Origin of the sequence: Salmonella sp. SSDFZ69, from assembly GCF_004010755.1 — a bacterium.
GTDB lineage: Bacteria > Pseudomonadota > Gammaproteobacteria > Enterobacterales > Enterobacteriaceae > Salmonella > Salmonella enterica.
Window position 1 is genome coordinate 4180952 of record NZ_CP034831.1, and the last position, 22953, is coordinate 4203904.

Annotated in this window: 19 protein-coding genes; 15 read left to right on the plus strand and 4 right to left on the minus strand. The window is 51.9% G+C overall.

All coding sequences use genetic code 11. From position 1 onward, the window contains the following. Positions 1 to 249: 249 nt before the first annotated feature. The 5 genes from EOS98_RS20785 to fumA all read left to right on the plus strand — a co-directional run bounded on the left by EOS98_RS20785 (position 250) and on the right by fumA (position 6409). Positions 250 to 1881 carry a sensor histidine kinase gene (locus EOS98_RS20785; RefSeq protein WP_000682903.1) on the plus strand — a complete coding sequence of 544 codons (1632 nt, stop codon included), beginning with the start codon at positions 250 to 252 and terminating at the stop codon, positions 1879 to 1881. After that, positions 1878 to 2597 carry a two-component system response regulator DcuR gene (gene dcuR, locus EOS98_RS20790; RefSeq protein WP_000611307.1) on the plus strand — a complete coding sequence of 240 codons (720 nt, stop codon included), beginning with the start codon at positions 1878 to 1880 and terminating at the stop codon, positions 2595 to 2597. Before EOS98_RS20785 ends, dcuR begins: the two co-directional genes overlap by 4 nt. 316 nt (positions 2598 to 2913) lie before the next feature. After that, the gene (locus tag EOS98_RS20795; RefSeq protein WP_058820869.1) at positions 2914 to 3180 is read left to right on the plus strand and encodes a hypothetical protein; all 267 of its coding nucleotides are present in this window, start codon (positions 2914 to 2916) and stop codon (positions 3178 to 3180) included. 146 nt (positions 3181 to 3326) lie between these two features. Beyond that, positions 3327 to 4667 (plus strand): anaerobic C4-dicarboxylate transporter DcuB, encoded by a 1341-nt coding sequence (gene dcuB / locus EOS98_RS20800; protein WP_000899149.1) that lies wholly within the window; start codon positions 3327 to 3329, stop codon positions 4665 to 4667. A 95-nt stretch (positions 4668 to 4762) separates the two neighbouring features. Next, positions 4763 to 6409 carry a class I fumarate hydratase FumA gene (gene fumA, locus EOS98_RS20805; protein WP_000037205.1) on the plus strand — a complete coding sequence of 549 codons (1647 nt, stop codon included), beginning with the start codon at positions 4763 to 4765 and terminating at the stop codon, positions 6407 to 6409. A 97-nt stretch (positions 6410 to 6506) separates the two neighbouring features. Here the strand turns inward: fumA and melB are convergent, their stop codons facing one another. Both melB and melA read right to left on the minus strand, forming a co-directional pair. Beyond that, positions 6507 to 7937 carry a melibiose:sodium transporter MelB gene (gene melB, locus EOS98_RS20810; protein WP_000028070.1) on the minus strand — a complete coding sequence of 477 codons (1431 nt, stop codon included), beginning with the start codon at positions 7935 to 7937 and terminating at the stop codon, positions 6507 to 6509. An 83-nt stretch (positions 7938 to 8020) separates the two neighbouring features. Then, positions 8021 to 9376 carry an alpha-galactosidase gene (melA, locus tag EOS98_RS20815; RefSeq protein WP_126524349.1) on the minus strand — a complete coding sequence of 452 codons (1356 nt, stop codon included), beginning with the start codon at positions 9374 to 9376 and terminating at the stop codon, positions 8021 to 8023. 268 nt (positions 9377 to 9644) lie between these two features. Here melA and melR point away from each other — a divergent pair, with 268 nt between their 5' ends. The 7 genes from melR (at position 9645) to pmrB (ending at position 19135) form a co-directional block, all read left to right on the plus strand. Beyond that, entirely contained in the window at positions 9645 to 10577 is a 933-nt protein-coding gene (melR, locus tag EOS98_RS20820; RefSeq protein ID WP_000106992.1) for a transcriptional regulator MelR, read from the plus strand. A gap of 232 nt (positions 10578 to 10809) precedes the next feature. Further along, positions 10810 to 13077 (plus strand): arginine decarboxylase, encoded by a 2268-nt coding sequence (gene adiA, locus EOS98_RS20825; protein ID WP_023201701.1) that lies wholly within the window; start codon positions 10810 to 10812, stop codon positions 13075 to 13077. 297 nt (positions 13078 to 13374) lie between these two features. After that, the gene (locus EOS98_RS20830; protein ID WP_001217081.1) at positions 13375 to 14136 is read left to right on the plus strand and encodes an AraC family transcriptional regulator; all 762 of its coding nucleotides are present in this window, start codon (positions 13375 to 13377) and stop codon (positions 14134 to 14136) included. 139 nt (positions 14137 to 14275) lie between these two features. Further along, positions 14276 to 15613 (plus strand): arginine/agmatine antiporter, encoded by a 1338-nt coding sequence (adiC, locus tag EOS98_RS20835; RefSeq protein ID WP_126524350.1) that lies wholly within the window; start codon positions 14276 to 14278, stop codon positions 15611 to 15613. A 133-nt stretch (positions 15614 to 15746) separates the two neighbouring features. Continuing rightward, entirely contained in the window at positions 15747 to 17390 is a 1644-nt protein-coding gene (gene eptA, locus EOS98_RS20840) for a phosphoethanolamine transferase EptA (protein ID WP_000919294.1), read from the plus strand. Beyond that, positions 17387 to 18055, plus strand: a complete 669-nt coding sequence (pmrA, locus tag EOS98_RS20845; protein ID WP_000697894.1) for a two-component system response regulator PmrA — start codon at positions 17387 to 17389, stop codon at positions 18053 to 18055. The genes eptA and pmrA overlap by 4 nt, the downstream gene beginning before the upstream one ends. A gap of 9 nt (positions 18056 to 18064) precedes the next feature. Beyond that, on the plus strand, positions 18065 to 19135 hold the full coding sequence (pmrB, locus tag EOS98_RS20850) for a two-component system sensor histidine kinase PmrB (RefSeq protein WP_071777313.1): 1071 nt from the start codon (positions 18065 to 18067) through the stop codon (positions 19133 to 19135). Positions 19136 to 19142: 7 nt separating this feature from the next. Here pmrB and pmrR read toward each other — a convergent pair whose 3' ends face one another. Further along, positions 19143 to 19232 carry an LpxT activity modulator PmrR gene (gene pmrR / locus EOS98_RS20855; RefSeq protein WP_000844399.1) on the minus strand — a complete coding sequence of 30 codons (90 nt, stop codon included), beginning with the start codon at positions 19230 to 19232 and terminating at the stop codon, positions 19143 to 19145. Positions 19233 to 19301: 69 nt separating this feature from the next. Then, positions 19302 to 20804: a glycine betaine/L-proline transporter ProP gene (gene proP, locus EOS98_RS20860; protein WP_126524351.1), complete on the minus strand. Its 1503-nt coding sequence runs from the start codon at positions 20802 to 20804 to the stop codon at positions 19302 to 19304. A gap of 467 nt (positions 20805 to 21271) precedes the next feature. On the opposite strand from proP, the gene EOS98_RS20865 reads away from it, so the two are divergent. The 3 genes from EOS98_RS20865 to phnO all read left to right on the plus strand — a co-directional run bounded on the left by EOS98_RS20865 (position 21272) and on the right by phnO (position 22756). Then, positions 21272 to 21607: a zinc ribbon domain-containing protein YjdM gene (locus EOS98_RS20865; RefSeq protein WP_000056482.1), complete on the plus strand. Its 336-nt coding sequence runs from the start codon at positions 21272 to 21274 to the stop codon at positions 21605 to 21607. Between the two features lie 119 nt (positions 21608 to 21726). Then, complete coding sequence (gene yjdN, locus EOS98_RS20870; RefSeq protein WP_001131305.1) at positions 21727 to 22170, plus strand: VOC family metalloprotein YjdN; 444 nt, start codon at positions 21727 to 21729, stop codon at positions 22168 to 22170. Between the two features lie 151 nt (positions 22171 to 22321). Then, positions 22322 to 22756 carry an aminoalkylphosphonate N-acetyltransferase gene (gene phnO, locus EOS98_RS20875; RefSeq protein WP_001526214.1) on the plus strand — a complete coding sequence of 145 codons (435 nt, stop codon included), beginning with the start codon at positions 22322 to 22324 and terminating at the stop codon, positions 22754 to 22756. Positions 22757 to 22953 lie beyond the last annotated feature (197 nt).

Consider the following 22953-nt stretch of genomic DNA (forward strand, 5'->3'; position numbering starts at 1 on the left):
GTGATACCGCATACGTTATTATAAAAATTAATGAAAAATTATTTTATGTAATTCTGATGAAAATAAATTACCCATCACGGTATCCGGCGATATTAATTAACGACATGACGTTTGCCAGTCGACATGAGCAGGTAGCGCCCCCTGCAAGGCAAGACGGGCTTTTAAACACTGGAGCAACATCGCCTATGCCTTTGAATTAGACGCCTCATCAGGGATAATAACCTTACGATTCGTCCGCTCAGGTCCACTATGAAACACTCCCTGCCATGCCGGGCGTTACGCAAACGCCCCATGAAACTCGGCACTACCGTCATTCTGATGGTCAGCGCCGTTTTGTTTTCGGTGCTCGTTGTGGTCCATCTGATCTATTTTTCGCAAATCAGCAGCATGACGCGCGACGCGCTGGCAGATAAAGCGCTGGCGGTGGCGCGCTCGCTGGCGGACTCTCCGGCAATTCGCGAGGGGCTGAAAAAACCGCCTGCGGAAAGCGGCATTCAGACGCTCGCCGAAGCGGTGAGCCAGCATAATGGCTTTTTGTTTATTGTGGTGACCAACATGCAGGGCATCCGTTATTCGCACCCAGAAACGCAGCGAATCGGTCAACCGTTCAAAGGCGATGACATTCTGCTCGCGCTGCAGGGAAAGGAAAACGTTGCCATTAATCGCGGCTTTCTTGCCAAAGCGCTGCGCGTTTTCACACCGGTTTATGATGAACGCCACCGGCAGATTGGCGTGGTAGCGATTGGCCTGGAACTCAGTCACGTTACGCAGCAGATCAACAATAGCCGCGGCAGTATTATCTGGTCCATTCTGTTCGGCGCTCTGGTGGGGTTATTAGGCACGTATGCGCTGGTCAAGGTGCTAAAACGTATCCTGTTTGGCCTCGAACCCTATGAGATCTCAACCCTGTTTGAACAACGCCAGGCGATGCTGCAGTCAATCAAAGAGGGCGTTATCGCCGTGGATGATAGCGGCGAAGTCACGTTGATTAACCATGCGGCGCAGGCGCTGCTCGATTATCGAAAAACGCAGGATGACGCCAGATTATCCACCCTGAGTCATGCCTGGTCGCAGGTGGTGGACATTAGCGAAGTGTTGCGTGACGGTACGCCGCGCCGCGATGAAGAGATCATCGTCAAAGGCCGCCTGCTGCTGGTGAATACCGTTCCGGTGCGCAGCAACGGCGAAATTATCGGCGCGATATCCACCTTCAGGGATAAAACAGAAGTTCGCCAACTGATGCAGCGGTTGGACGGGATGGTGAACTACGCGGATGCGCTCCGTGAACGATCCCACGAATTCATGAACAAATTACATGTGATTCTGGGATTATTGCACCTGAAGAGTTATAAGCAGCTTGAAGCGTATATTATCAAGACGGCCAATAACTATCAGGAAGAGATCGGTTTGCTGCTGGGTAAAATAAAGTCGCCGATTATCGCTGGCTTTTTGCTCAGTAAGATTACTCGCGCCTCTGATTTCGGGCACAGCCTGGTGATAAGCAGCGACAGCCAGTTACCGGATAATAACAATGAAGATCAGGTTACGGTGCTGATTACGGCGCTGGGTAATTTGATTGAAAACGCGCTGGAAGCATTGAGCCAGGAATCCGGCGGCGAAATCAGCGTCTCGTTACACTACCGTCATGGCTGGCTGCATTGCGAAGTGAGCGATGACGGTCCGGGTATCGAACCTGAGCGCATCGAGGCGATTTTTGAAAAAGGCGTCTCGTCGAAAGGCGCCGAACGCGGCGTCGGTTTAGCGCTGGTTAAACAGCAGGTTGAAGCGCTTGGCGGCGTAATTTCCGTGGAGTCCGAGCCTGGGATCTTCACACAATTTTTTGTACAGTTACCCTGGGATGGAAAAAGGACCAGCCTATGATCAATGTATTAATTGTCGATGACGATGCGATGGTCGCGGAGTTAAATCGCCGCTATGTCGCGCAAATCTCCGGTTTTCATTGTTGTGGAACCGCTTCGACGCTGGAAAAAGCGAAAGAGTTTATCTTCAACAGTGAAAATCACATTGACCTAATCCTGCTGGATATCTACATGCAGCAGGAAAACGGATTGGATCTGCTGCCTGTCCTGCACAGCGCAGGCTGCAAAAGCGACGTTATTGTCATTTCTTCTGCCGCTGACGCCGCCACCATTAAAGATTCGCTTCACTACGGCGTGGTGGATTATCTGATCAAGCCTTTTCAGGCCACGCGCTTTGAAGAAGCGTTGACCGGCTGGCTACGTAAGAAAACGGCGATGGAAAAACGCCAGTATTACGAACAGTCTGAGCTTGACCTGCTCATTCACGGTAATTCATCCAGCGAGCAGGAGCCTCGTCGGCTGCCAAAAGGGCTGACGCAGCAAACGCTACGCACCTTATGCCAGTGGATTGATGCGCATCAGGAGCAGGAATTTTCTACCGACGAGTTGGCCAACGAAGTGAATATCTCGCGCGTCTCCTGCCGTAAATATCTCATCTGGCTGGTGAATTGCCATATCTTGTTCACCAGTATTCATTACGGCGTGACCGGCAGGCCGGTTTACCGCTACCGCGTTCAGCCGGAACATTACTCTTTACTGAAACAATATTGTCAGTAAGGATACCGCATAAAGCCGACGCGAAGCGTTATATCCTGGTAACATTTATTATAACAATGCCAATAAAAACGCTATCACATTAATAACAAACCTGGGAAATTGTGTCAGATCAAATATACTCAACCCAGGCCTGTTAACGTTATTTTCTATAATTACAGCGCTATGCGCTGTTTTTAATTTCAAAACGCTAACAAAAGTTAATTAAGTATTATCCCATGCCGAGAGTGTGTATTTTTATTAAAAAAGGGATTTGTCCGGAATTTTCCTGACACTTAAATAAAATTATGTTTGTAGCAATGGAGCTTGTGCTACGCCTATGGACAATACGTATATTGGTGAGCAGATACGCGTCTCCACACGCCATACTAATAATTTAAAAAAATGGCGTGACAATGATCACATAAGTCACATTCTGTTCGATTTATCTCGTGATTTACCTGATGGCGAGACACAAAAATCAAATAATAAACGCCTGTTTTTAAAACAGACAAATCATAATTTACTGCTCTCGCTGACTCCACCTGCCCATCGCCAGAGGGTGCTTCCCTCTGAACATCACCATCGCAAGAAAATAATTACTTAAAGCAACTCTGTAAAAAGCTTAATCGTTAATCGTCGCCACTGGCGCATTGAATATTCGCCATTTCCTGATGCTCATTCACACAAATCAGAAGATGACTGTGATCCATTTATCAAAATTGACTGGGTTTATCGCGAGGATAAATAAAAATGTTATTTAGTATACAGCTTCTCATAATATTAATATGTCTGTTTTATGGTGCCCGAAAGGGCGGGATCGCGCTCGGGTTGTTGGGCGGTATTGGTCTGGTCATTCTGGTGTTTGTTTTCCATCTCCAGCCAGGTAAACCGCCCGTTGACGTAATGCTGGTCATTATCGCGGTAGTCGCCGCGTCGGCGACGTTGCAGGCGTCAGGCGGGCTGGATGTGATGCTGCAGATTGCCGAAAAGCTGCTGCGTCGCAACCCCAAATACGTCTCTATTGTGGCGCCGTTCGTCACCTGTACCCTGACGATTCTGTGTGGGACAGGCCACGTGGTCTACACCATTTTGCCGATTATCTATGATGTGGCGATCAAGAATAATATCCGTCCGGAACGTCCAATGGCGGCCAGTTCTATCGGCGCGCAAATGGGCATCATCGCCAGTCCGGTTTCCGTCGCCGTTGTTTCTCTGGTAGCGATGCTGGGCAACGTGACATTTGACGGAAAACATCTGGAGTTCCTCGATCTGCTGTCGATCACCATCCCGTCTACCCTGCTCGGTATCCTGGCAATCGGTATTTTTAGTTGGTTCCGCGGTAAAGATCTGGATAAAGACGAAGCGTTTCAGAAATTTATTTCCGTACCGGAAAACCGTCAGTACGTGTACGGCGATACCGCGACGCTGCTGGATAAAAAACTGCCGAAAAGCAACTGGCTGGCGATGTGGATCTTCCTGGCGGCGATTGCCGTGGTCGCTCTCCTGGGCGCGGACTCCGACTTACGTCCAACCTTCGGCGGCAAACCGTTGTCGATGGTGCTGGTCATTCAGATGTTCATGCTGCTGACCGGGGCGCTCATTATCATTCTGACCAAAACCAATCCTGCGTCTATCTCAAAAAACGAAGTTTTTCGTTCCGGTATGATTGCGATTGTCGCGGTATACGGGATCGCCTGGATGGCGGAAACCATGTTCGGCGCGCATATGTCGGAAATTCAGGGCGTGCTGGGCGAAATGGTCAAAGAGTATCCGTGGGCCTACGCCATCGTTCTGCTGCTGGTCTCCAAGTTTGTTAACTCCCAGGCAGCGGCGCTGGCGGCGATTGTTCCCGTCGCGCTGGCTATCGGTGTCGATCCGGCGTATATCGTGGCCTCTGCGCCGGCATGTTATGGCTACTATATTCTGCCGACCTACCCAAGCGATCTGGCGGCGATTCAGTTTGACCGTTCCGGCACAACCCGTATTGGCCGCTTCGTCATTAACCACAGCTTCATTCTGCCGGGTTTGATTGGCGTGAGCGTCTCCTGCGTCTTTGGCTGGATCTTTGCCGCAATGTACGGATTCCTGTAATGGCCGCGCGCGCCGCCCGGTTATGCGCGGCGCGCGACTTAGAGCCTGGCCCGTGAGGCTCTTAATACATTTTCTTACTATTAGGCTGGAAGCACATGTCGAAAAAAGAGTTTATCTATCAGGCGCCTTTCCCGATGGGAGAGGACAAAACAGAGTATTATCTGCTCACCTCCGATTATGTCAGCGTCAGTGAATTCAACGGAGAATCTATCCTCAACGTTGAGCCGCAGGCGTTAACGTTGCTGGCTCAGCAGGCCTTCCATGATGCGTCTTTTATGCTCCGTCCTGAACACCAGCAGCAAGTCGCCGCCATTCTCAATGACCCCGAAGCCAGCGAAAACGACAAATATGTGGCGTTGCAATTCCTGAGAAACTCCGAGATCGCCGCCAAAGGCATTCTGCCGACCTGCCAGGATACCGGCACGGCGATTATCATGGGTAAAAAAGGCCAACGCGTCTGGACGGGCGGCGGCGATGAAGCCGCGCTCTCCAAAGGCGTGTTTAATACCTATATAGAAGATAACCTGCGCTACTCGCAGAACGCGCCGCTGGATATGTACAAAGAGGTCAATACCGGCAGCAACCTGCCAGCGCAAATCGATCTCTATGCCGTCGATGGCGACGAGTACAAGTTCCTTTGCGTGGCGAAAGGCGGCGGTTCAGCAAACAAAACGTATCTCTATCAGGAGACCAAAGCGCTGCTCACCCCAGGCAAGCTGAAAAACTTCCTCGTTGAGAAAATGCGCACGCTGGGCACCGCGGCCTGTCCGCCATACCATATCGCCTTTGTCATTGGCGGCACCTCGGCGGAAAGCACGCTGAAAACCGTTAAACTCGCCAGCACCCACTATTACGACGCGCTGCCGACGGAAGGTAACGAGCACGGCCAGGCATTCCGCGATCTCCACCTGGAACAGGAACTGCTGGAAGAAGCGCAAAAACTTGGCCTCGGCGCCCAGTTCGGCGGGAAATATTTCGCCCACGATATTCGCGTAATTCGCCTACCGCGTCACGGCGCTTCCTGTCCGGTGGGGATGGGCGTCTCCTGCTCGGCCGACCGTAACATCAAAGCGAAAATCAACCGCGAAGGCATCTGGATCGAAAAACTGGAACACAATCCGGGCCAGTATATTCCGCCAGCGCTGCGTCAGGCGGGCGAAGGCGACGCGGTGAAAGTCGATCTCAACCGTCCGATGAAAGAGATCCTCGCCCAGCTATCGCAGTACCCGGTCTCGACTCGCCTGTCGCTGACGGGCACCATTATCGTAGGTCGCGATATCGCCCACGCGAAGCTAAAAGAGCGTATTGAATCCGGCGAAGACCTGCCGCAGTATATTAAAGACCATCCCATCTATTACGCAGGTCCGGCAAAAACCCCGGCAGGTTATCCATCTGGCTCATTAGGCCCCACCACCGCAGGCCGAATGGACTCTTATGTCGATCTACTGCAATCCCACGGCGGCAGTATGATCATGCTGGCGAAAGGCAACCGTAGTCAGCAGGTCACGGATGCCTGTAAAAAACATGGCGGCTTTTATTTGGGCAGTATCGGCGGCCCGGCGGCGGTACTGGCACAGCAGAGCATTAAGCATCTGGAGTGCGTCGAGTATCCGGAACTCGGCATGGAAGCTATCTGGAAAATTGAAGTAGAAGATTTCCCGGCCTTTATCCTGGTGGATGACAAAGGCAACGATTTCTTCCAGCAGATTGTCAGCAAACAGTGCGCTAACTGCGCGAAATAACCTGGCAGGCCCGGCGTTCTCCCGGGCCGCGTTATCGGTTAATTGCCGGATGGCGCTACGCTTATCCGGCTTATCCGGCCTGCACGAGAGAACATGCTCACGCTTTTACATCGCTGGTCGCTACCACAGAAATCGCCGGGCTATCCGGCTGTTCGACGAATGGCGGCGTTTTCCGGTATTTATCCAGCAGGTGGATCTGAATCTTGCGCAGCATGTCGCCATTCAAACGGTAGTAGCGGAAGTAGAGAACCAACGTCATCATGAAAAACAGTACCGGCAGGACAATCATAATAAACTGCATCCCCTGCAGGGTTTGCGCAGACTGCGCCACGTTCGGCGTGTAGCCAATCAGCCCCAGCACCAGAGCGATAAAGAACGCCGCAAACGCCGAGCCGCCCTTCACAACCATCGTCTGTACGGAATAAGCGATACTCTCGCAGCGAATATTGAGCTTAAATTCCCCATAATCGACCGTATCCGCCACCATGATTACCTGAAGCACCCAAAAGAGCGCGGTCCCGATATTCAGGAAAATACCCGCCGCCACGATTAAAGCGGCATTATGGACATCCGCCAACGCCATCGCGAAGAGTCCTGCGCAACTCAGAACAGGCATCACGGAGGCGCCCGCCCACAATATCCGCCGCGATAACATTTTCACCAGCCGGGGGAAGACAATCAGCGTCAGCAGATTCGCCGCGCCGGCGTAAGAAAGGTAATAGGGAAAAAGATCGGCATCGCCAATCACATAGGTGAAGTAGTAGATCGCAAAGCCATTGATAATATTAGAGGCAATGTTATACGCCAGCGCCATTCCCAACAGGCAAGAGAGCTGATCGTTTTTGTATATCAATCCAACGATCGTTTTTAACGTCAGATGTGGGCGGCCCGCCGTTACACCGTTGTCGGAGGAGTACACCTCATGGACGTTGCGTAATGTCACGATAGTCGAGGCGATAAAGAACGCAATCAGTACCAGCGTAAACATCTGAAAGCCGAACCCACGATCCGCTCCGCCAACGTAGTTCACAAACGGCAGCGTTATACCGGCAGTGACGAAGCCAGCCAGACTGGCGAAGAAACGCGGGAACGGCACCAGTTGTTCGCGTTCTCGCTTATCCAGCGTAATGGTCGGCACCAGCGACCAAAATGGGATATCCATAATGGTATACGTCATGCCCCACAGGATGTAAGTTACGCAGACAAATACAACCTGCGCGGTTCCCTCAAAAAGATGGGCGCTGAACAGCAGGAAAAGCACCAGCGAATTGGTTAAGGTGCCGATCAATATCCACGGCTTAAATTTCCCCCACCGCGAACGCGTGGCGTTGACAATCCAGCCCATGATGGGATCGTTTATCGCATCCCAGATTCGCGCGACCAGAAAGAGGGTGCCGACGAGGCCGACCGAGAGTCCCACCACATCGGTGTAGTAATACATCAGGTACATATACACAATGCCGATGGCGAAATCCTTACCAAACGCACCGAACCCGTAACTCAGCTTTGTTGTCAGAGAGATGCTCATAGGGTACCGGGTCGCTGTTACCAGCGCCCGCCTTCTGTTAGTAGAGGTTAAACGCCGGATCTGCCGTCCAGCGCGGCTGGAGATTAACGGCGTAACCAGGCCGGAAGCCAGTCGCCATGCGCGGCGATCAGATCGTCAACCAACGCATAGATTTCTTCGATACCCAGCACCGCCGCGGTATGAGGGTCCATCATCGCCGCGTGATACACGCGATCGCGGTTTTCCGTGAGGATGGCTTCGGTCAACAGCGTTTGCACGTTGATGTTGGTCTGCATCATCGCCGCCAGATGAGAAGGGATCGTCCCCACCTTCGTCGGTTGAATGCCGTTGGCATCCACCAGACAAGCCACTTCCACGCAGCTTCCCTGCGGCAGGTTATCAATCAGCCCCTCATTACGCACATTGCCGTAAATCACGCTCGGCTCGCCGGTCCACAGAGCGTTCATAATGGTGCTGGCGTACTCGCGGGACGGTTTGATGTCGATACGCTCGGCGGTTTTATACTCCTCCAGCTCTTTATGCCAGTTCGCCAGTTGTTCTACGCAGCGTTTCGGATATTCATCCAGCGGCACCTTGTAGCGCGCAATCAGATCCTCGCGTCCCGGTTTAATAAACCACGGCGTGTACTCGGCAAAATGCTCTGATGATTCGGTGACGAAGTAGCCCAACTTTTTGAGCATCTCATAGCGCACAATGTTCTGGCAGCGTTCATTGCCGTGAATATTGGGCTTCGGCGCCTGTCCGGCGTCATAGGCCGCCAGCAATTCAGGATAGAGATCGACATAAGTCCCGTCAGCCGTTTTGCGCTCCAGTTCCAGGTAAAACGCCATGTGGTTAATGCCGGCGCAGCGGTAGCGCAGCGAGGCGGGATCGATATTCAGGTCACGCGCCAGTTCTTCCGCCGTTCCCTGTACCGAATGGCACAGGCCGACCTGTTTGATATGCGGATAACGGGCATACATCGCCCAGGTGTTCATCGCCATCGGGTTGACGTAATTGAGCATGGTGGCCTTCGGACAGACTTCCGTCATGTCTTCGCAAATCCGCCACAGATGCGGGATGGTCCGCAGCGCGCGCATGATGCCGCCCGGCCCCAGCGTATCGGCGATCGTCTGTTCCAGGCCATGACGCTTACAAACCTCAAAATCGGTCACGGTGCAGGGTTCATAGCCGCCAATCTGAAAGGCGACCACCACGAAATCCGCATCCTGTAGCGCCGCTTTCTGGTTGGTATGGCAGGTAATCCGGCCAGAAGCGCCCGCTGAGTCCATCAGTTTCCGTACCACAATGTGCGACTCTTCCAGCCGGGTTTCGTCAATATCCATCAGGGCGACATGCGCTGACTTTAGCGCCTCGCGGTGAAACACATCGCCGAGGATATTTTTGACGAAAATCGTAGAACCTGCGCCGATAAAGGTAATTTTGGGTGCCGTCATCATGACTCTCCAGAACAGTAGTGAACACCTTCATGGTGGCACGCGTTCCCGGTGAAAACCTCCGTCTTCCCCGATGAGCATTCCCGAAAACTCAGATCGTATGCTGGCGCGCGGAAGATCTGAGTTTTTGGGACAAAATGGCGTAAAAAGCAGAGTATTCGGCCTGATAGTCAGGCTACGCTCTACAATATCGACGGATTCTGTGTCCGGATTCCCGGTTTCCTCCCGGCTAAAGGGGCATAATTCTGATAATTCAGGAAATGGAGTGACGATGAGTACGCAAGCAATATCCCTCCTCCCGCCCGACCCGCACATGTGCAACGGCGATGAAAAGCAAACCCGTAGCCCGCTGTCGCTCTATTCCGAATATCAACGACTGGACGTTGAACTGAGGCCGCCGCACAGAATGGCCAGCAGTCACTGGCATGGGCAAGTAGAAGTGAATGTTCCGTTTGACGGCGATGTGGAGTATTTAATCAACAATGAAGTCGTGCAGATAAAGCAGGGACATATCACCCTGTTTTGGGCCTGTACGCCACACCAGCTTACCCGCCCCGGCAACTGCCGCCAGATGGCGATTTTCAGTTTGCCGATGCACCTGTTTCTCTCCTGGCCGCTGGATCGCGATCTTATCAACCACGTCACGCACGGGATGGTGGTTAAATCACTGGCGACCCAGCAGCTTAGCACCTTTGAAGTGTTGCGCTGGCAGCAGGAAACAAGCAGCCCGAATGAGCAAATTCGCCAGTTGGCGATCGATGAAATCGGCCTGATGCTTAAACGCTTTAGCCTTTCCGGCTGGCAGCCCATTTTGCTCAATAAAACATCACGCACCCACAAGAATAGCGTCTCACGCCATGCGCAGTTTTACGTAAGCCAGATGCTGGGATTTATTGCCGATAACTACGATCAGGCGCTCACTATTAACGACGTCGCGGAGCATGTCAAACTCAATGCTAACTACGCGATGGGGATATTCCAGCGGGTTATGCAATTGACGATGAAGCAGTACATCACGGCGATGCGCATCAATCACGTACGTGCCTTATTGAGCGATACTGACAAAACGATCCTCGATGTCGCTCTGACTGCCGGGTTCCGATCCAGCAGCCGTTTTTACAGTACTTTTAGCAAATTTGTCGGTATGTCGCCGCAACAATACCGCAAGCTAAGCCAGCAACGACGCCAGACGATGCCCGGCTAAAGCCGGATACCACTATCAGCCAAAAAAATAATTCACCTGTCGATAAACGGCGGGTGAAATCGCTCGCTATCAATAATTAACCCATTGTTTATTAAACAATAATACTAATAACTGACCATTATTTCATCACTTTACACCCCCTATTTGACGGGGTAATACTTGCCCACGTCACATTCATACGGCGGGTCGGCAAGGCGTAAATTGCACGGCCTCCACAACCGGGTAAAAGATGATGAAAGTATTAATTGTTGAAAGTGAGTTTCTGCATCAGGACACCTGGGTTGGCAACGCGGTTGAGCGTCTGGCAGATGCCTTGAGCCAACAAAATGTTACCGTCATTAAATCGACATCCTTCGATGACGGCTATGCCATCTTGTCCGCGAACGAAGCCATTGACTGTCTGATGTTTAGCTACCAAATGGAACAACCGGATGAGCACCTGAGCGTCAGGCAATTGATCGGTAAGCTTCACGAGCGTCAGCAAAACGTGCCCGTTTTCCTGTTAGGCGACAGGGAAAAAGCGACGGCATCGCTGGACCGCGACCTGCTGGAGCTTGTCGATGAATTCGCCTGGATTCTGGAAGACACCGCTGACTTTATCGCCGGACGCGCCGTTGCCGCCATGACCCGGTATCGTCAGCAACTGTTACCGCCGCTGTTTAACGCGTTGATGAAATACAGCGACATTCATGAATATTCATGGGCAGCGCCGGGACACCAGGGCGGCGTCGGTTTCACTAAAACGCCTGCCGGTCGCTTTTATCACGATTATTATGGCGAAAACCTGTTCCGCAGCGATATGGGGATTGAGCGTACCACGCTCGGTTCACTCCTCGACCATACCGGCGCGTTTGGCGAAAGCGAGAAAAACGCCGCCCGCGTATTCGGTGCTGACCGCTCCTGGTCCGTGGTTGTCGGGACCTCCGGTTCTAACCGTACTATTATGCAGGCCTGTATGACGGATAATGATGTCGTTGTACTGGATCGTAACTGCCATAAATCCATCGAGCAGGGGCTGATCCTCACTGGGGCCAAACCGGTATATATGGTGCCAAGCCGTAACCGTTACGGCATTATCGGGCCAATCTACCCGCAGGAAATGCAGCCTGAAACCTTGCAGAAAAAAATCAGCGCCAGCCCGCTGACCAAAACCAAAGCCGGACAGAAACCGTCTTACAGCGTAGTGACCAACTGTACCTATGACGGCGTATGCTATAACGCCAAAGAGGCGCAGGATCTGCTGGCAAAAACCAGCGATCGCATTCACTTCGACGAAGCATGGTACGGCTATGCGCGCTTCAACCCGATTTATTTCGATCACTACGCGATGCGCGGCGAGCCAGGCGACCATAACGGTCCGACCGTGTTTGCCACCCACTCCACGCACAAACTACTGAATGCGCTTTCACAAGCTTCCTACATTCACGTCCGTGAAGGCCGTGGCGCGGTGAATTTCTCCCGCTTCAACCAGGCATATATGATGCATGCCACCACCTCTCCGTTATATGCCATCTGCGCATCCAACGATGTGGCGGTATCGATGATGGACGGTAACAGCGGTCTGTCCCTGACTCAAGAGGTGATTGACGAAGCGGTTGATTTCCGTCAGGCGATGGCGCGTCTTTATAAAGAGTTTACCGATGAAGGCGACTGGTTCTTTAAACCGTGGAATAAAGACGTCGTCACCGATCCACAAACCGGTAAAACATATGACTTCGCCGACGCGCCGGCAAAACTGCTAGCCACTGACCAGAACTGCTGGGTCATGCGCCCCGGGGAAACCTGGCACGGCTTTAAAGACCTGCCGGATAACTGGAGTATGCTGGACCCGATTAAAGTCAGTATCCTGGCGCCGGGTATGGGCGACGATGGCGAACTGGAAGCATCCGGCGTACCTGCTGCGCTGGTCACAGCATGGCTTGGCCGCCACGGTATCGTGCCGACCCGCACCACCGACTTTCAGATTATGTTCCTGTTCTCCATGGGGGTAACTCGCGGGAAATGGGGAACGCTGATCAACACGCTGTGCTCCTTCAAACATCATTACGACGCGAATACGCCGCTGGCGCAGGTGATGCCGGAACTGGTGCAGGATTATCCTGACACTTACGCGAACATGGGTATTCATGACCTGGGCGATAAAATGTTTGCCTGGCTACGTGAAAATAACCCGGGCGCCCGTCTCAACGCCGCTTATTCCACCCTGCCGGTTGCGGAGATTACCCCGCGCGACGCCTACAACGCGATCGTGAACGACAATATTGAAATGGTGGCGATTGAAAATCTACCGGGTCGCATTGCGGCGAACTCCGTTATTCCTTACCCGCCAGGCATCCCGATGCTGCTCTCCGGTGAAAACTTTGGCGATGAAAACAGTCCGCAGGTGGGTTACTTACGCTCACTGCAATCCTGGGATCATCACTTCCCTGGCTTTGAGCATGAAACCGAAGGCACGGAAATTATTGATGGCGTATATCACGTTATGTGCGTGAAAGCCTAATCACAAAGAGTCTTTTTTTTGAGGATGGCATGTATTCCCTGAGTATTGCTGCAAAACAATAATACTGTCATACCTTTTTGCGCGGGCCCCATCCCGCGCTTTTTTTATACAAAAATGACAAGTTTCCACTCGCGTACAACTTTTTGTACACCCTAATTCATCGTACAAATATTGTAATATTATTCAGGAAAGTTATTTTAGTGCAGTTTCAATTCATCACACAATTGACTCAGTCCCCGTTATCTCTCCCGTTTGGCGAGATCCGGTCTTTTATGTTCATATTCCAGGAGTTCGGGTATGAGGATTTGCAGCAACGAGCCTTGCATAGTGTTATTAACCGAAAAAGATACATGGTTACGAGTAAATGGTAAGGAGCCAATCAGTTTAAAAGCGAATTATATGGCCATTCTGGCTTGTGAAAATAACGTTATTGACATTTCATCATTAAATAGCGTGCTAGTAATACAAGTGAGTCGCAATAATATTAAAGACTATTTACAATTCCTGAATAAAGATCTCTCACACCTTCCCGTCTGGCAACGCAACGCCGATCCCTTATTGACCGCCAACTGTCTGACGCCGGATATCTTCAGGGTCGCCGCCCGCTACAGCGCGATGGAAGCACCGGATGAAATTGTTAGTGAACGTACCCGTGCGCTCCTTTTCACCGTTTTATCCCGCTTTCTTGACCACAAAAAATTTATTTCTTTGTTAATGCACATGCTGCGCAGCCGCATCAGTGACAGCGTTTACCACATCATTCAGAGCGATATTCATAAAGACTGGAATCTGAGCGCCGTTGCCAGTTGCCTGTGCCTGAGTCCAAGCTTGTTAAAGAAAAAGCTCAAAAACGAGAATACCAGTTATAGCCAAATAATCACGACCTGCCGAATGCGTTATGCCGTAAACCAATTATTAATGGACGGAAAGAATATCTCTCAAGTCTCACAGCTGTGTGGGTATAACAGCACATCGTACTTTATTTCCGTGTTTAAAGAGTTTTATGGTATGACCCCCCTGCATTATGTTAGCCAACATCGGGAACGATCGGCTGCCTAATTTTTCTACACTCAACGATAAGACACGATAATAACAGCATTGGCGATAACCCGTCTCCGACATAATTCAGCGGCATTCTGAGGGGGTATGATACGACGTAATTTATCGTAACGAAGTCACCTTTTCAGGAGTCCAAATTATGTCTTCGGATGCTGATGCTCACAAAGTGGGCCTAATCCCCGTCACCTTAATGGTATCGGGGAATATTATGGGTTCAGGGGTATTCTTACTCCCTGCCAACCTGGCGGCCACTGGCGGGATTGCAATCTACGGATGGCTGGTCACTATCATCGGCGCCCTGGCGCTGTCGATGGTTTATGCCAAAATGTCGTCCTTAGATCCCAGTCCCGGCGGTTCTTATGCCTACGCACGCCGCTGCTTCGGGCCGTTTTTGGGCTATCAAACGAACGTGCTGTACTGGCTGGCATGCTGGATCGGTAATATCGCGATGGTCGTTATCGGCGTCGGCTATCTGAGCTATTTCTTCCCGATTCTGAAAGATCCGCTGGTATTAACGCTTACCTGCGTCGCGGTGCTGTGGATTTTTGTTCTGCTGAACATCGTCGGGCCGAAAATGATTACCCGCGTACAGGCTGTCGCCACCGTACTGGCGCTGGTGCCTATCGTAGGGATTGCGGTCTTCGGCTGGTTCTGGTTTAAAGGCGAAACCTATATGGCGGCCTGGAACGTGAGCGGCATGAATACCTTCGGCGCAATTCAAAGCACGTTGAACGTTACGCTGTGGTCATTCATCGGGGTAGAAAGCGCCTCCGTTGCGGCCGGTGTGGTCAAAAACCCGAAACGCAATGTGCCTATCGCCACCATCGGCGGGGTACTGATCGCCGCCGTCTGCTATGTACTCTCCACAACGGCGATTATGGGGATGATCCCCAACGCGGCGCTGCGTGTGTCGGCATCGCCTTTCGGTGACGCGGCGCGTATGGCGCTGGGCGATACCGCAGGGGCTATTGTTTCCTTCTGTGCGGCAGCAGGTTGCCTGGGCTCTCTCGGCGGCTGGACGCTGCTTGCCGGTCAAACCGCAAAAGCGGCGGCGGACGATGGTCTCTTCCCGCCGATCTTCGCGCGGGTTAATAAAGCCGGTACGCCAGTGGCTGGGTTGCTTATCGTCGGCGTGCTGATGACTATCTTCCAGTTCAGCAGTATGTCGCCGAACGCCGCGAAAGAGTTTGGTCTGGTCTCCTCCGTGTCGGTTATCTTCACCCTGGTGCCTTATCTTTACACCTGTGCCGCGCTGTTGCTGTTGGGCCACGGTCACTTTGGTAAAGCGCGCCCGTTGTATCTGCTGATCACCTTCGTCGCGTTTGTGTATTGCATCTGGGCGGTCATCGGTTCCGGCGCCAAAGAAGTGATGTGGTCGTTCGTCACGTTGATGGTGATCACCGCGCTGTATGCGTTGAACTACAACCGCATTCACAAAAACCCGTATTCGCTGGATGCGCCGGTTAAACAGGATTGACCACGTGTAGTTAATGTTATCGCAACAGGCCGGATAGCGCAGGTTATCCGGCCGCCACCAACATTAAGTTCTTAAGGTTCACTTAATTTTACTTTGTCACGATTAGCGTCACCGAATCGATGGACGCATCAACATGTTAAAGCGCTTTCTTAAAAGACCTGTTCTTGGGCAAATCGCCTGGCTTCTGCTTTTTTCCTTTTATATTGCCGTCTGCCTGAACATTGCGTTCTACAAGCAGGTACTACAAGACCTACCGTTAAACTCGCTACGCAATGTGCTGGTGTTTATTTCCATGCCGGTCGTCGCGTTTAGCGTGGTCAATAGTGTGCTGACGCTGGCCTCATTTATTTGGCTAAACCGACTGCTGGCCTGCGTTTTTATTCTGGTCGGCGCTGCCGCGCAGTATTTTATTTTGACTTACGGCATCATCATCGATCGCTCCATGATCGCCAATATGATGGATACCACGCCCGCGGAAACCTTTGCGCTGATGACGCCGCAAATGGTGCTGACTCTGGGATTAAGCGGCGTTCTGGCAGCCGTGATTGCCTTCTGGGTCAAAATCCGTCCGGCGACGCCGCGCTTACGTAGCGGGCTTTACCGCCTGGTCAGCGTCCTGATCTCTATTTTATTAGTTATTCTGGTCGCCGCCTTTTTCTATAAAGATTACGCCTCGCTATTTCGAAATAATAAACAGTTGATCAAAGCGTTAAGCCCATCGAACAGTATTGTCGCCAGTTGGTCATGGTATTCGCATCAACGGCTGGCGAATTTGCCGCTGGTACGCATTGGCGAGGATGCCCATCGCAATCCATTAATGCTGAAAGGCGATCGCAAAAACCTGACGATTCTCATCGTTGGCGAAACCTCGCGCGGCGATGATTTCTCTCTTGGCGGCTATCCGCGCGACACCAATCCGCGGCTGGCGAAAGACGATGTGATCTACTTCCCGCATACCACCTCTTGCGGTACGGCGACCGCGATCTCCGTTCCCTGCATGTTTTCTGATATGCCGCGCAAACATTATGACGAAGAGCTGGCGCATCACCAGGAAGGGCTGCTGGATATTATCCAGCGCGCGGGGATTAACGTACTGTGGAATGATAATGACGGCGGCTGTAAAGGCGCATGCGATCGCGTTCCGCATCAAAATGTCACCGAGCTAAACCTGCCCGGACAATGTATCGACGGCGAGTGCTACGATGAAGTGTTATTTCACGGTCTGGAAGACTATATCGACCATTTGAAAGGCGATGGCGTTATTGTACTGCATACCATCGGCAGCCACGGCCCAACCTATTACAACCGTTATCCACCGCAGTTTAAAAAATTTACCCCAACCTGTGACACTAACGAAATTCAGAACTGTTCCCAACAGCAGTTGATCAACACCTATGATAATACCGTGCTGTACGTGGACTATATTGTAGATAAAGCTATTAACCTGCTGAAATCTCATCAGGATAAATTCACCACCAGCCTGGTCTATCTTTCCGATCACGGCGAATCATTGGGTGAAAATGGCGTTTATTTACACGGTTTGCCGTATTCCATTGCGCCGGATACGCAAAAACATGTCCCGATGCTCATTTGGCTTTCTAAAGATTATCAACAGCGTTATCAGGTGGATCAGGCCTGCCTGCAAAAACGGGCGAGCACGCTGGATTATTCACAGGACAATCTTTTCTCAACCATGCTGGGATTAACCGGCGTACAAACGACGTATTACCAGGCCGCAGATGATATTCTGCAACCGTGCAGGAGACTAAGCGAATGAAGATACTGATTGTTGAAGACGACACGCTATTATTACAGGGGTTAATACTCGCCGCGCAAACCGAAGGCTATGCGTGTGATGGCGTTTCGACAGCGCGTGCCGCCGAGCATAGTCTGGAGTCTGGTCATTACAGTCTGATGGTGCTGGATTTAGGGCTTCCCGATGAGGATGGCCTGCATTTCCTGACGCGAATCCGACAGAAAAAATATACCCTGCCGGTACTCATTCTGACCGCCCGCGATACGCTCAACGACCGCATTAGCGGGCTGGATGTCGGCGCAGATGATTATCTGGTTAAACCCTTCGCCCTGGAGGAGTTGCACGCCCGCATCCGCGCGCTGCTGCGCCGCCATAATAATCAGGGTGAAAGTGAACTGACGGTTGGCAATCTGACGCTCAATATAGGCCGCCATCAGGCATGGAGGGATGGACAGGAACTGACCCTGACGCCTAAGGAGTACGCGCTGCTCTCACGATTGATGCTCAAGGCAGGCAGCCCGGTGCACCGGGAAATTCTTTATAACGATATCTACAACTGGGATAACGAACCCTCGACCAACACTCTGGAAGTGCATATACATAATTTGCGCGACAAAGTCGGCAAGTCGCGCATTCGCACGGTTCGCGGGTTTGGCTACATGCTGGTTGCCACTGAGGAAAGCTAAGTGAGCCTGATGCGTTTTCAGCGAAGAGCGATGACCCTTCGCCAGCGTTTAACTCTGACAATTGGTCTTATTCTGCTGGTGTTCCAGCTAATCAGTACCTTCTGGTTATGGCATGAAAGCACTGAGCAAATCCAACTGTTCGAGCAGGCGCTGCGGGATAATCGCAACAACGATCGCCATATCATGCACGAAATTCGCGAGGCAGTCGCCAGCCTGATCGTCCCCAGCATATTTATGGTTAGCCTGACGCTGCTGGTTTGCTACCAGGCGGTACGGCGTATTACCCGCCCACTCGCCGAACTGCAAAAAGAGCTGGAAGCGCGGACGGCGGATAATCTGACGCCGATCGCCATTCACAGCTCCACGCTTGAGATTGAGTCCGTCGTCTCGGCGATCAATCAACTGGTTACGCGTTTGACCACCACGCTCGACAATGAACGCCTTTTTACCGCCGATGTGGCCCATGAGCTACGCACGCCGCTGTCGGGGGTGCGTTTGCATCTGGAATTATTGTCAAAAACCCACAATGTTGATGTCGCGCCGCTTATCGCCCGTCTTGACCAGATGATGGATAGCGTCTCCCAGCTTCTGCAACTGGCGCGCGTGGGCCAGTCATTCTCTTCCGGGAATTATCAGGAAGTAAAACTGCTGGAAGATGTGATCCTCCCCTCCTACGATGAGCTGAACACCATGCTGGAAACGCGCCAGCAAACTCTGTTGCTGCCGGAAAGCGCGGCGGACGTGGTGGTGCGCGGTGACGCGACGTTACTGCGTATGCTGCTGCGAAATCTGGTGGAAAACGCGCATCGCTATAGCCCTGAAGGAACCCATATCACTATCCACATTAGCGCCGACCCCGACGCTATTATGGCGGTCGAAGACGAGGGGCCGGGTATTGATGAAAGCAAATGCGGGAAGCTAAGCGAAGCGTTCGTGCGGATGGACAGCCGTTATGGCGGAATTGGCCTGGGGCTGAGTATCGTCAGCCGCATCACCCAGCTACATCAGGGACAGTTTTTCCTGCAAAACCGTACGGAAAGAACAGGCACCCGTGCCTGGGTGCTGTTGAAAAAGGCATAACAGGCGTTTAATACGTCGTGACCCACACATAGATAAAACTGCTGACAATCAGCACACTACACAGGGTCGTCAAACTTTTATAAATATAGCTTTTCATGACGCTCTCCTCCAAAGGTATGGAGGAGAGTATGCCCGCGAGAGATTAAGCGAACCTTAAGCGCGAAATTTATTCATCGATACGCGGATGTTGCTGTACCAGACGCGAACGTTTGACCTGCAGCTCCGCAATTTCCTGATCGATGTCGTCGATTTTCTGCTCAATATTATCGTAATGCTCACCCAGAATTTCCTTCGCTTCCTGAATGTCCGACGCCGCTGGCGTTGCGCCTTTTAGCGGACGATTGGCCGTCTCTTTCATGGAAATACCGGTAACCAAGCCTATCACCGCGATGACCATCAAATAATACGCCGGCATCATCAGATCCTGCGAGCTTTCCACCAGCCAGGCCGCCAGCGTTGGCGTCAGACCGGCAATCAATACAGAGATATTAAAAGCCGCCGCCAGCGCGCTGTAACGAATATGCGTCGGAAACATCGCCGGCAATGTCGAGGCCATCACCCCGGTAAAGCAGTTCAGAATCACCGCCAGCATCAACAAACCGGCAAAAATCAGGCCAATAACGTTACTGTTAATCAGGATAAAGGCCGGGATCGCCAGCGCGAACAGCGCAATGCTGCCCATAATCACAAACGGACGTCGACCGAAACGGTCGCTCAGCAGCCCCATCACCGGCTGCACAAACAGCATCCCGATCATAATGGCGATGATAATCAACACGCCGTGATCTTCAGAATAGTGCAGGTTATGCGACAGGTAGCTCGGCATGTAGGTGAGCAGCATGTAGTAGGTCACGTTGGTGGCAATCACCAGACCGATACATGACAACAGGCTACGCCAGTGTTTGGTGGCAATCTCTTTAAAGGAGACTTTCGGCCCATCCTGCAACCCTTCGCGGTCGCCCTGCTCCAGTTTATCCACGTGCTGCTGAAACGCTGGCGTCTCCTCCAGCGCATGGCGTAAGTAGAGACCAATAATCCCCAATGGCAGGGCGATAAAGAACGGAATACGCCAGCCCCACTCCAGGAAATTCTCCTCGCCGACAATCGTCGAGATCAAGACCACCACGCCCGCGCCCAGCACGAACCCGGCGATGGAACCAAAATCCAGCCAGCTTCCCATAAATCCGCGTTTACGATCCGGCGAATATTCCGCGACAAAGATCGACGCGCCGGTATATTCCCCGCCAACCGAGAAGCCCTGCGCCATTTTACACAGCAACAACAGTATTGGCGCCCAGATACCGATCGTCGCGTAAGAGGGGATTAACCCGATACAGAAGGTACTGATCGACATAATCACAATCGTGATCGCCAGGATCTTCTGGCGCCCGTATTTATCGCCGAGCATACCAAAGAATAACCCGCCGAGCGGACGAATCAGGAAGGGAACGGAAAACGTGGCCAGCGCGGCAATCATCTGGACGCTGGGCTCGGCGCCGGGGAAAAAGACTTTACCCAACGCGTAGGCAACAAATCCATAAACACCAAAATCAAACCACTCCATCGCGTTGCCCAGCGAGGCGGCGGTAATTGCTTTGCGAAGTTTACCATCATCAATGATGGTCACATCGCCCAGTGTAATCGGTTTTATTTTTTTCCTTTTCAGCATAGCTGTCCTCATAGGCTAAGCCCTGTAGCGCTATATACGGCGGGCACTGGCATACCGCGCCAGCGTCGCCGTCGAGCGGAGGGAGGGGCGCGAACGCTATCCCTCATACAAGCGTAGCAGGTTTACTTACACTGTCCGGTTACGGACTGTACAACCGAACCTGTTGACGCCTGAATGGGCAGTTAATGACCTTTTTACCCTAACAGGGTTTAAATATGTGATCAACTTCACACATATATGTCAATTCGGTCAAAAGGTGTAAATAAGGACGCCCTAATGCGCTGTGGTGACAGTAAAAAAGCGGTTATTCGAGTGTAAACCATTGCTGACTGGCGTGGCGCAGACCGTTTTATAAAAGCGGCAATAGTCCCGACAACGCTAAGGATTTTGTGTATAATTGCGGCCTTTTTCGGCGATCTGCCATTTTTGGGCGCGTTTGCCCCCGCTGACTTTTTGAGGATACCAACATGTCATTACCCCACTGCCCGCAATGTAACTCCGAATATACCTACGAAGATAACGGCATGTTCATCTGCCCGGAATGCGCTCACGAATGGAACGATGCGGAACCCGCTCAGGAGAGCGATGAGCTGATTGTCAAAGACGCCAACGGCAACCTGCTGGCGGACGGCGATAGCGTCACCATCGTGAAAGATCTGAAAGTAAAAGGCAGCTCTTCCATGCTGAAAATCGGCACCAAAGTGAAGAACATTCGTCTGGTTGAAGGCGACCATAACATCGACTGCAAAATCGATGGTTTTGGCCCGATGAAACTGAAATCCGAGTTCGTGAAAAAGAACTGATTTACTGTATCATTGCCCGGTAGCGCCTTGCTTACCGGGCCTGAGCGGCCCTGCCACCGACAATATTGTGCCAATTTCGAACTACACTTAACGAGCATCTCTTACCTGAGGTAACCATCATGCCGTTAAGTCCCTATCTCTCTTTTGCCGGCAACTGTGCCGACGCCATCGCGTATTATCAACAAACGTTAGGCGCAGAACTGCTTTATAAACTCAGCTTCGGTGAAATGCCCCCCTCGGCGGCGGATAACGAAGAGGGCTGCCCGTCAGGAATGCGCTTTCCCGATACTGCTATCGCCCACGCCAACATGCGCATTGCCGGCAGCGATATCATGATGAGTGATGCCAGCCCGTCGGGAACGGCGCATTATTCCGGCTTTACGCTGGTGCTTGATACCCAGGATGTAGCAGAAGGGAAGCGCTGGTTTGATAACCTTGCCGCACAAGGGCAAATCGAAATGGACTGGCAGGAGACTTTCTGGGCGCAGGGTTTCGGCAAGGTCAGCGATCGTTTCGGTGTGCCGTGGATGATTAACGTGGTTAAACATCAGCCTGCCACCTAACTCCCCGGGAGGCTCGCCCTCCCCCTTGCCATCAGAGTGATCTTTGGCTGCACGTTATCCGCCGTTTAACTGTCATAGAATAAATAATGACGGTAGTTTGCTACAGTCTGGCGAAAGATGGTTGATCCTGATGAGGCGTCGGGAGGACATTATGCCAGTCTGTGAATTACGCCACGCGACAACAGAGGATACCGATTCTGTTTACGCGCTTATCTGTGAGTTACTTAAAAATGAGCTTGATTATCAGGCTTTCAGGGATGGGTTTGCCGCTAATTTACTGGACCCCAACGTTCATTATCGTTTAGCGCTGCGCAACGGAGAGGTAGTCGGCATGATCAGCCTGCATATGCAGTTTCATCTCCATCATGCCAACTGGATTGGCGAAATTCAGGAGCTGGTGGTATTACCGCCGATGCGGGGACAAAAAATTGGCAGTCAGCTTCTGGCCTGGGCAGAAGAAGAAGCACGTCAGGCGGGCGCCGAGCTAACGGAGCTTTCCACAAATATTAAACGCCGCGATGCACACCGTTTTTATCTTCGCGAAGGTTACAAGCAAAGTCATTTTCGGTTTACGAAAGCATTGTGATCGGGCAGCCGTCATCAGGAGATAAGGCATAACGTAATCAGCCGTCACCGGGTGAAGTAGCGGAGTCATCTCAATTCTACTGTCGGCAAGCCTGGATAAAGGTTAAACGGGCTGACTCGCTTCTTTAGCAAAAATGGCCCTTTTAAGTTGTAGAAATGTAAATTTATTGTCAACGAACTACACTTTTCTCTTTGGCA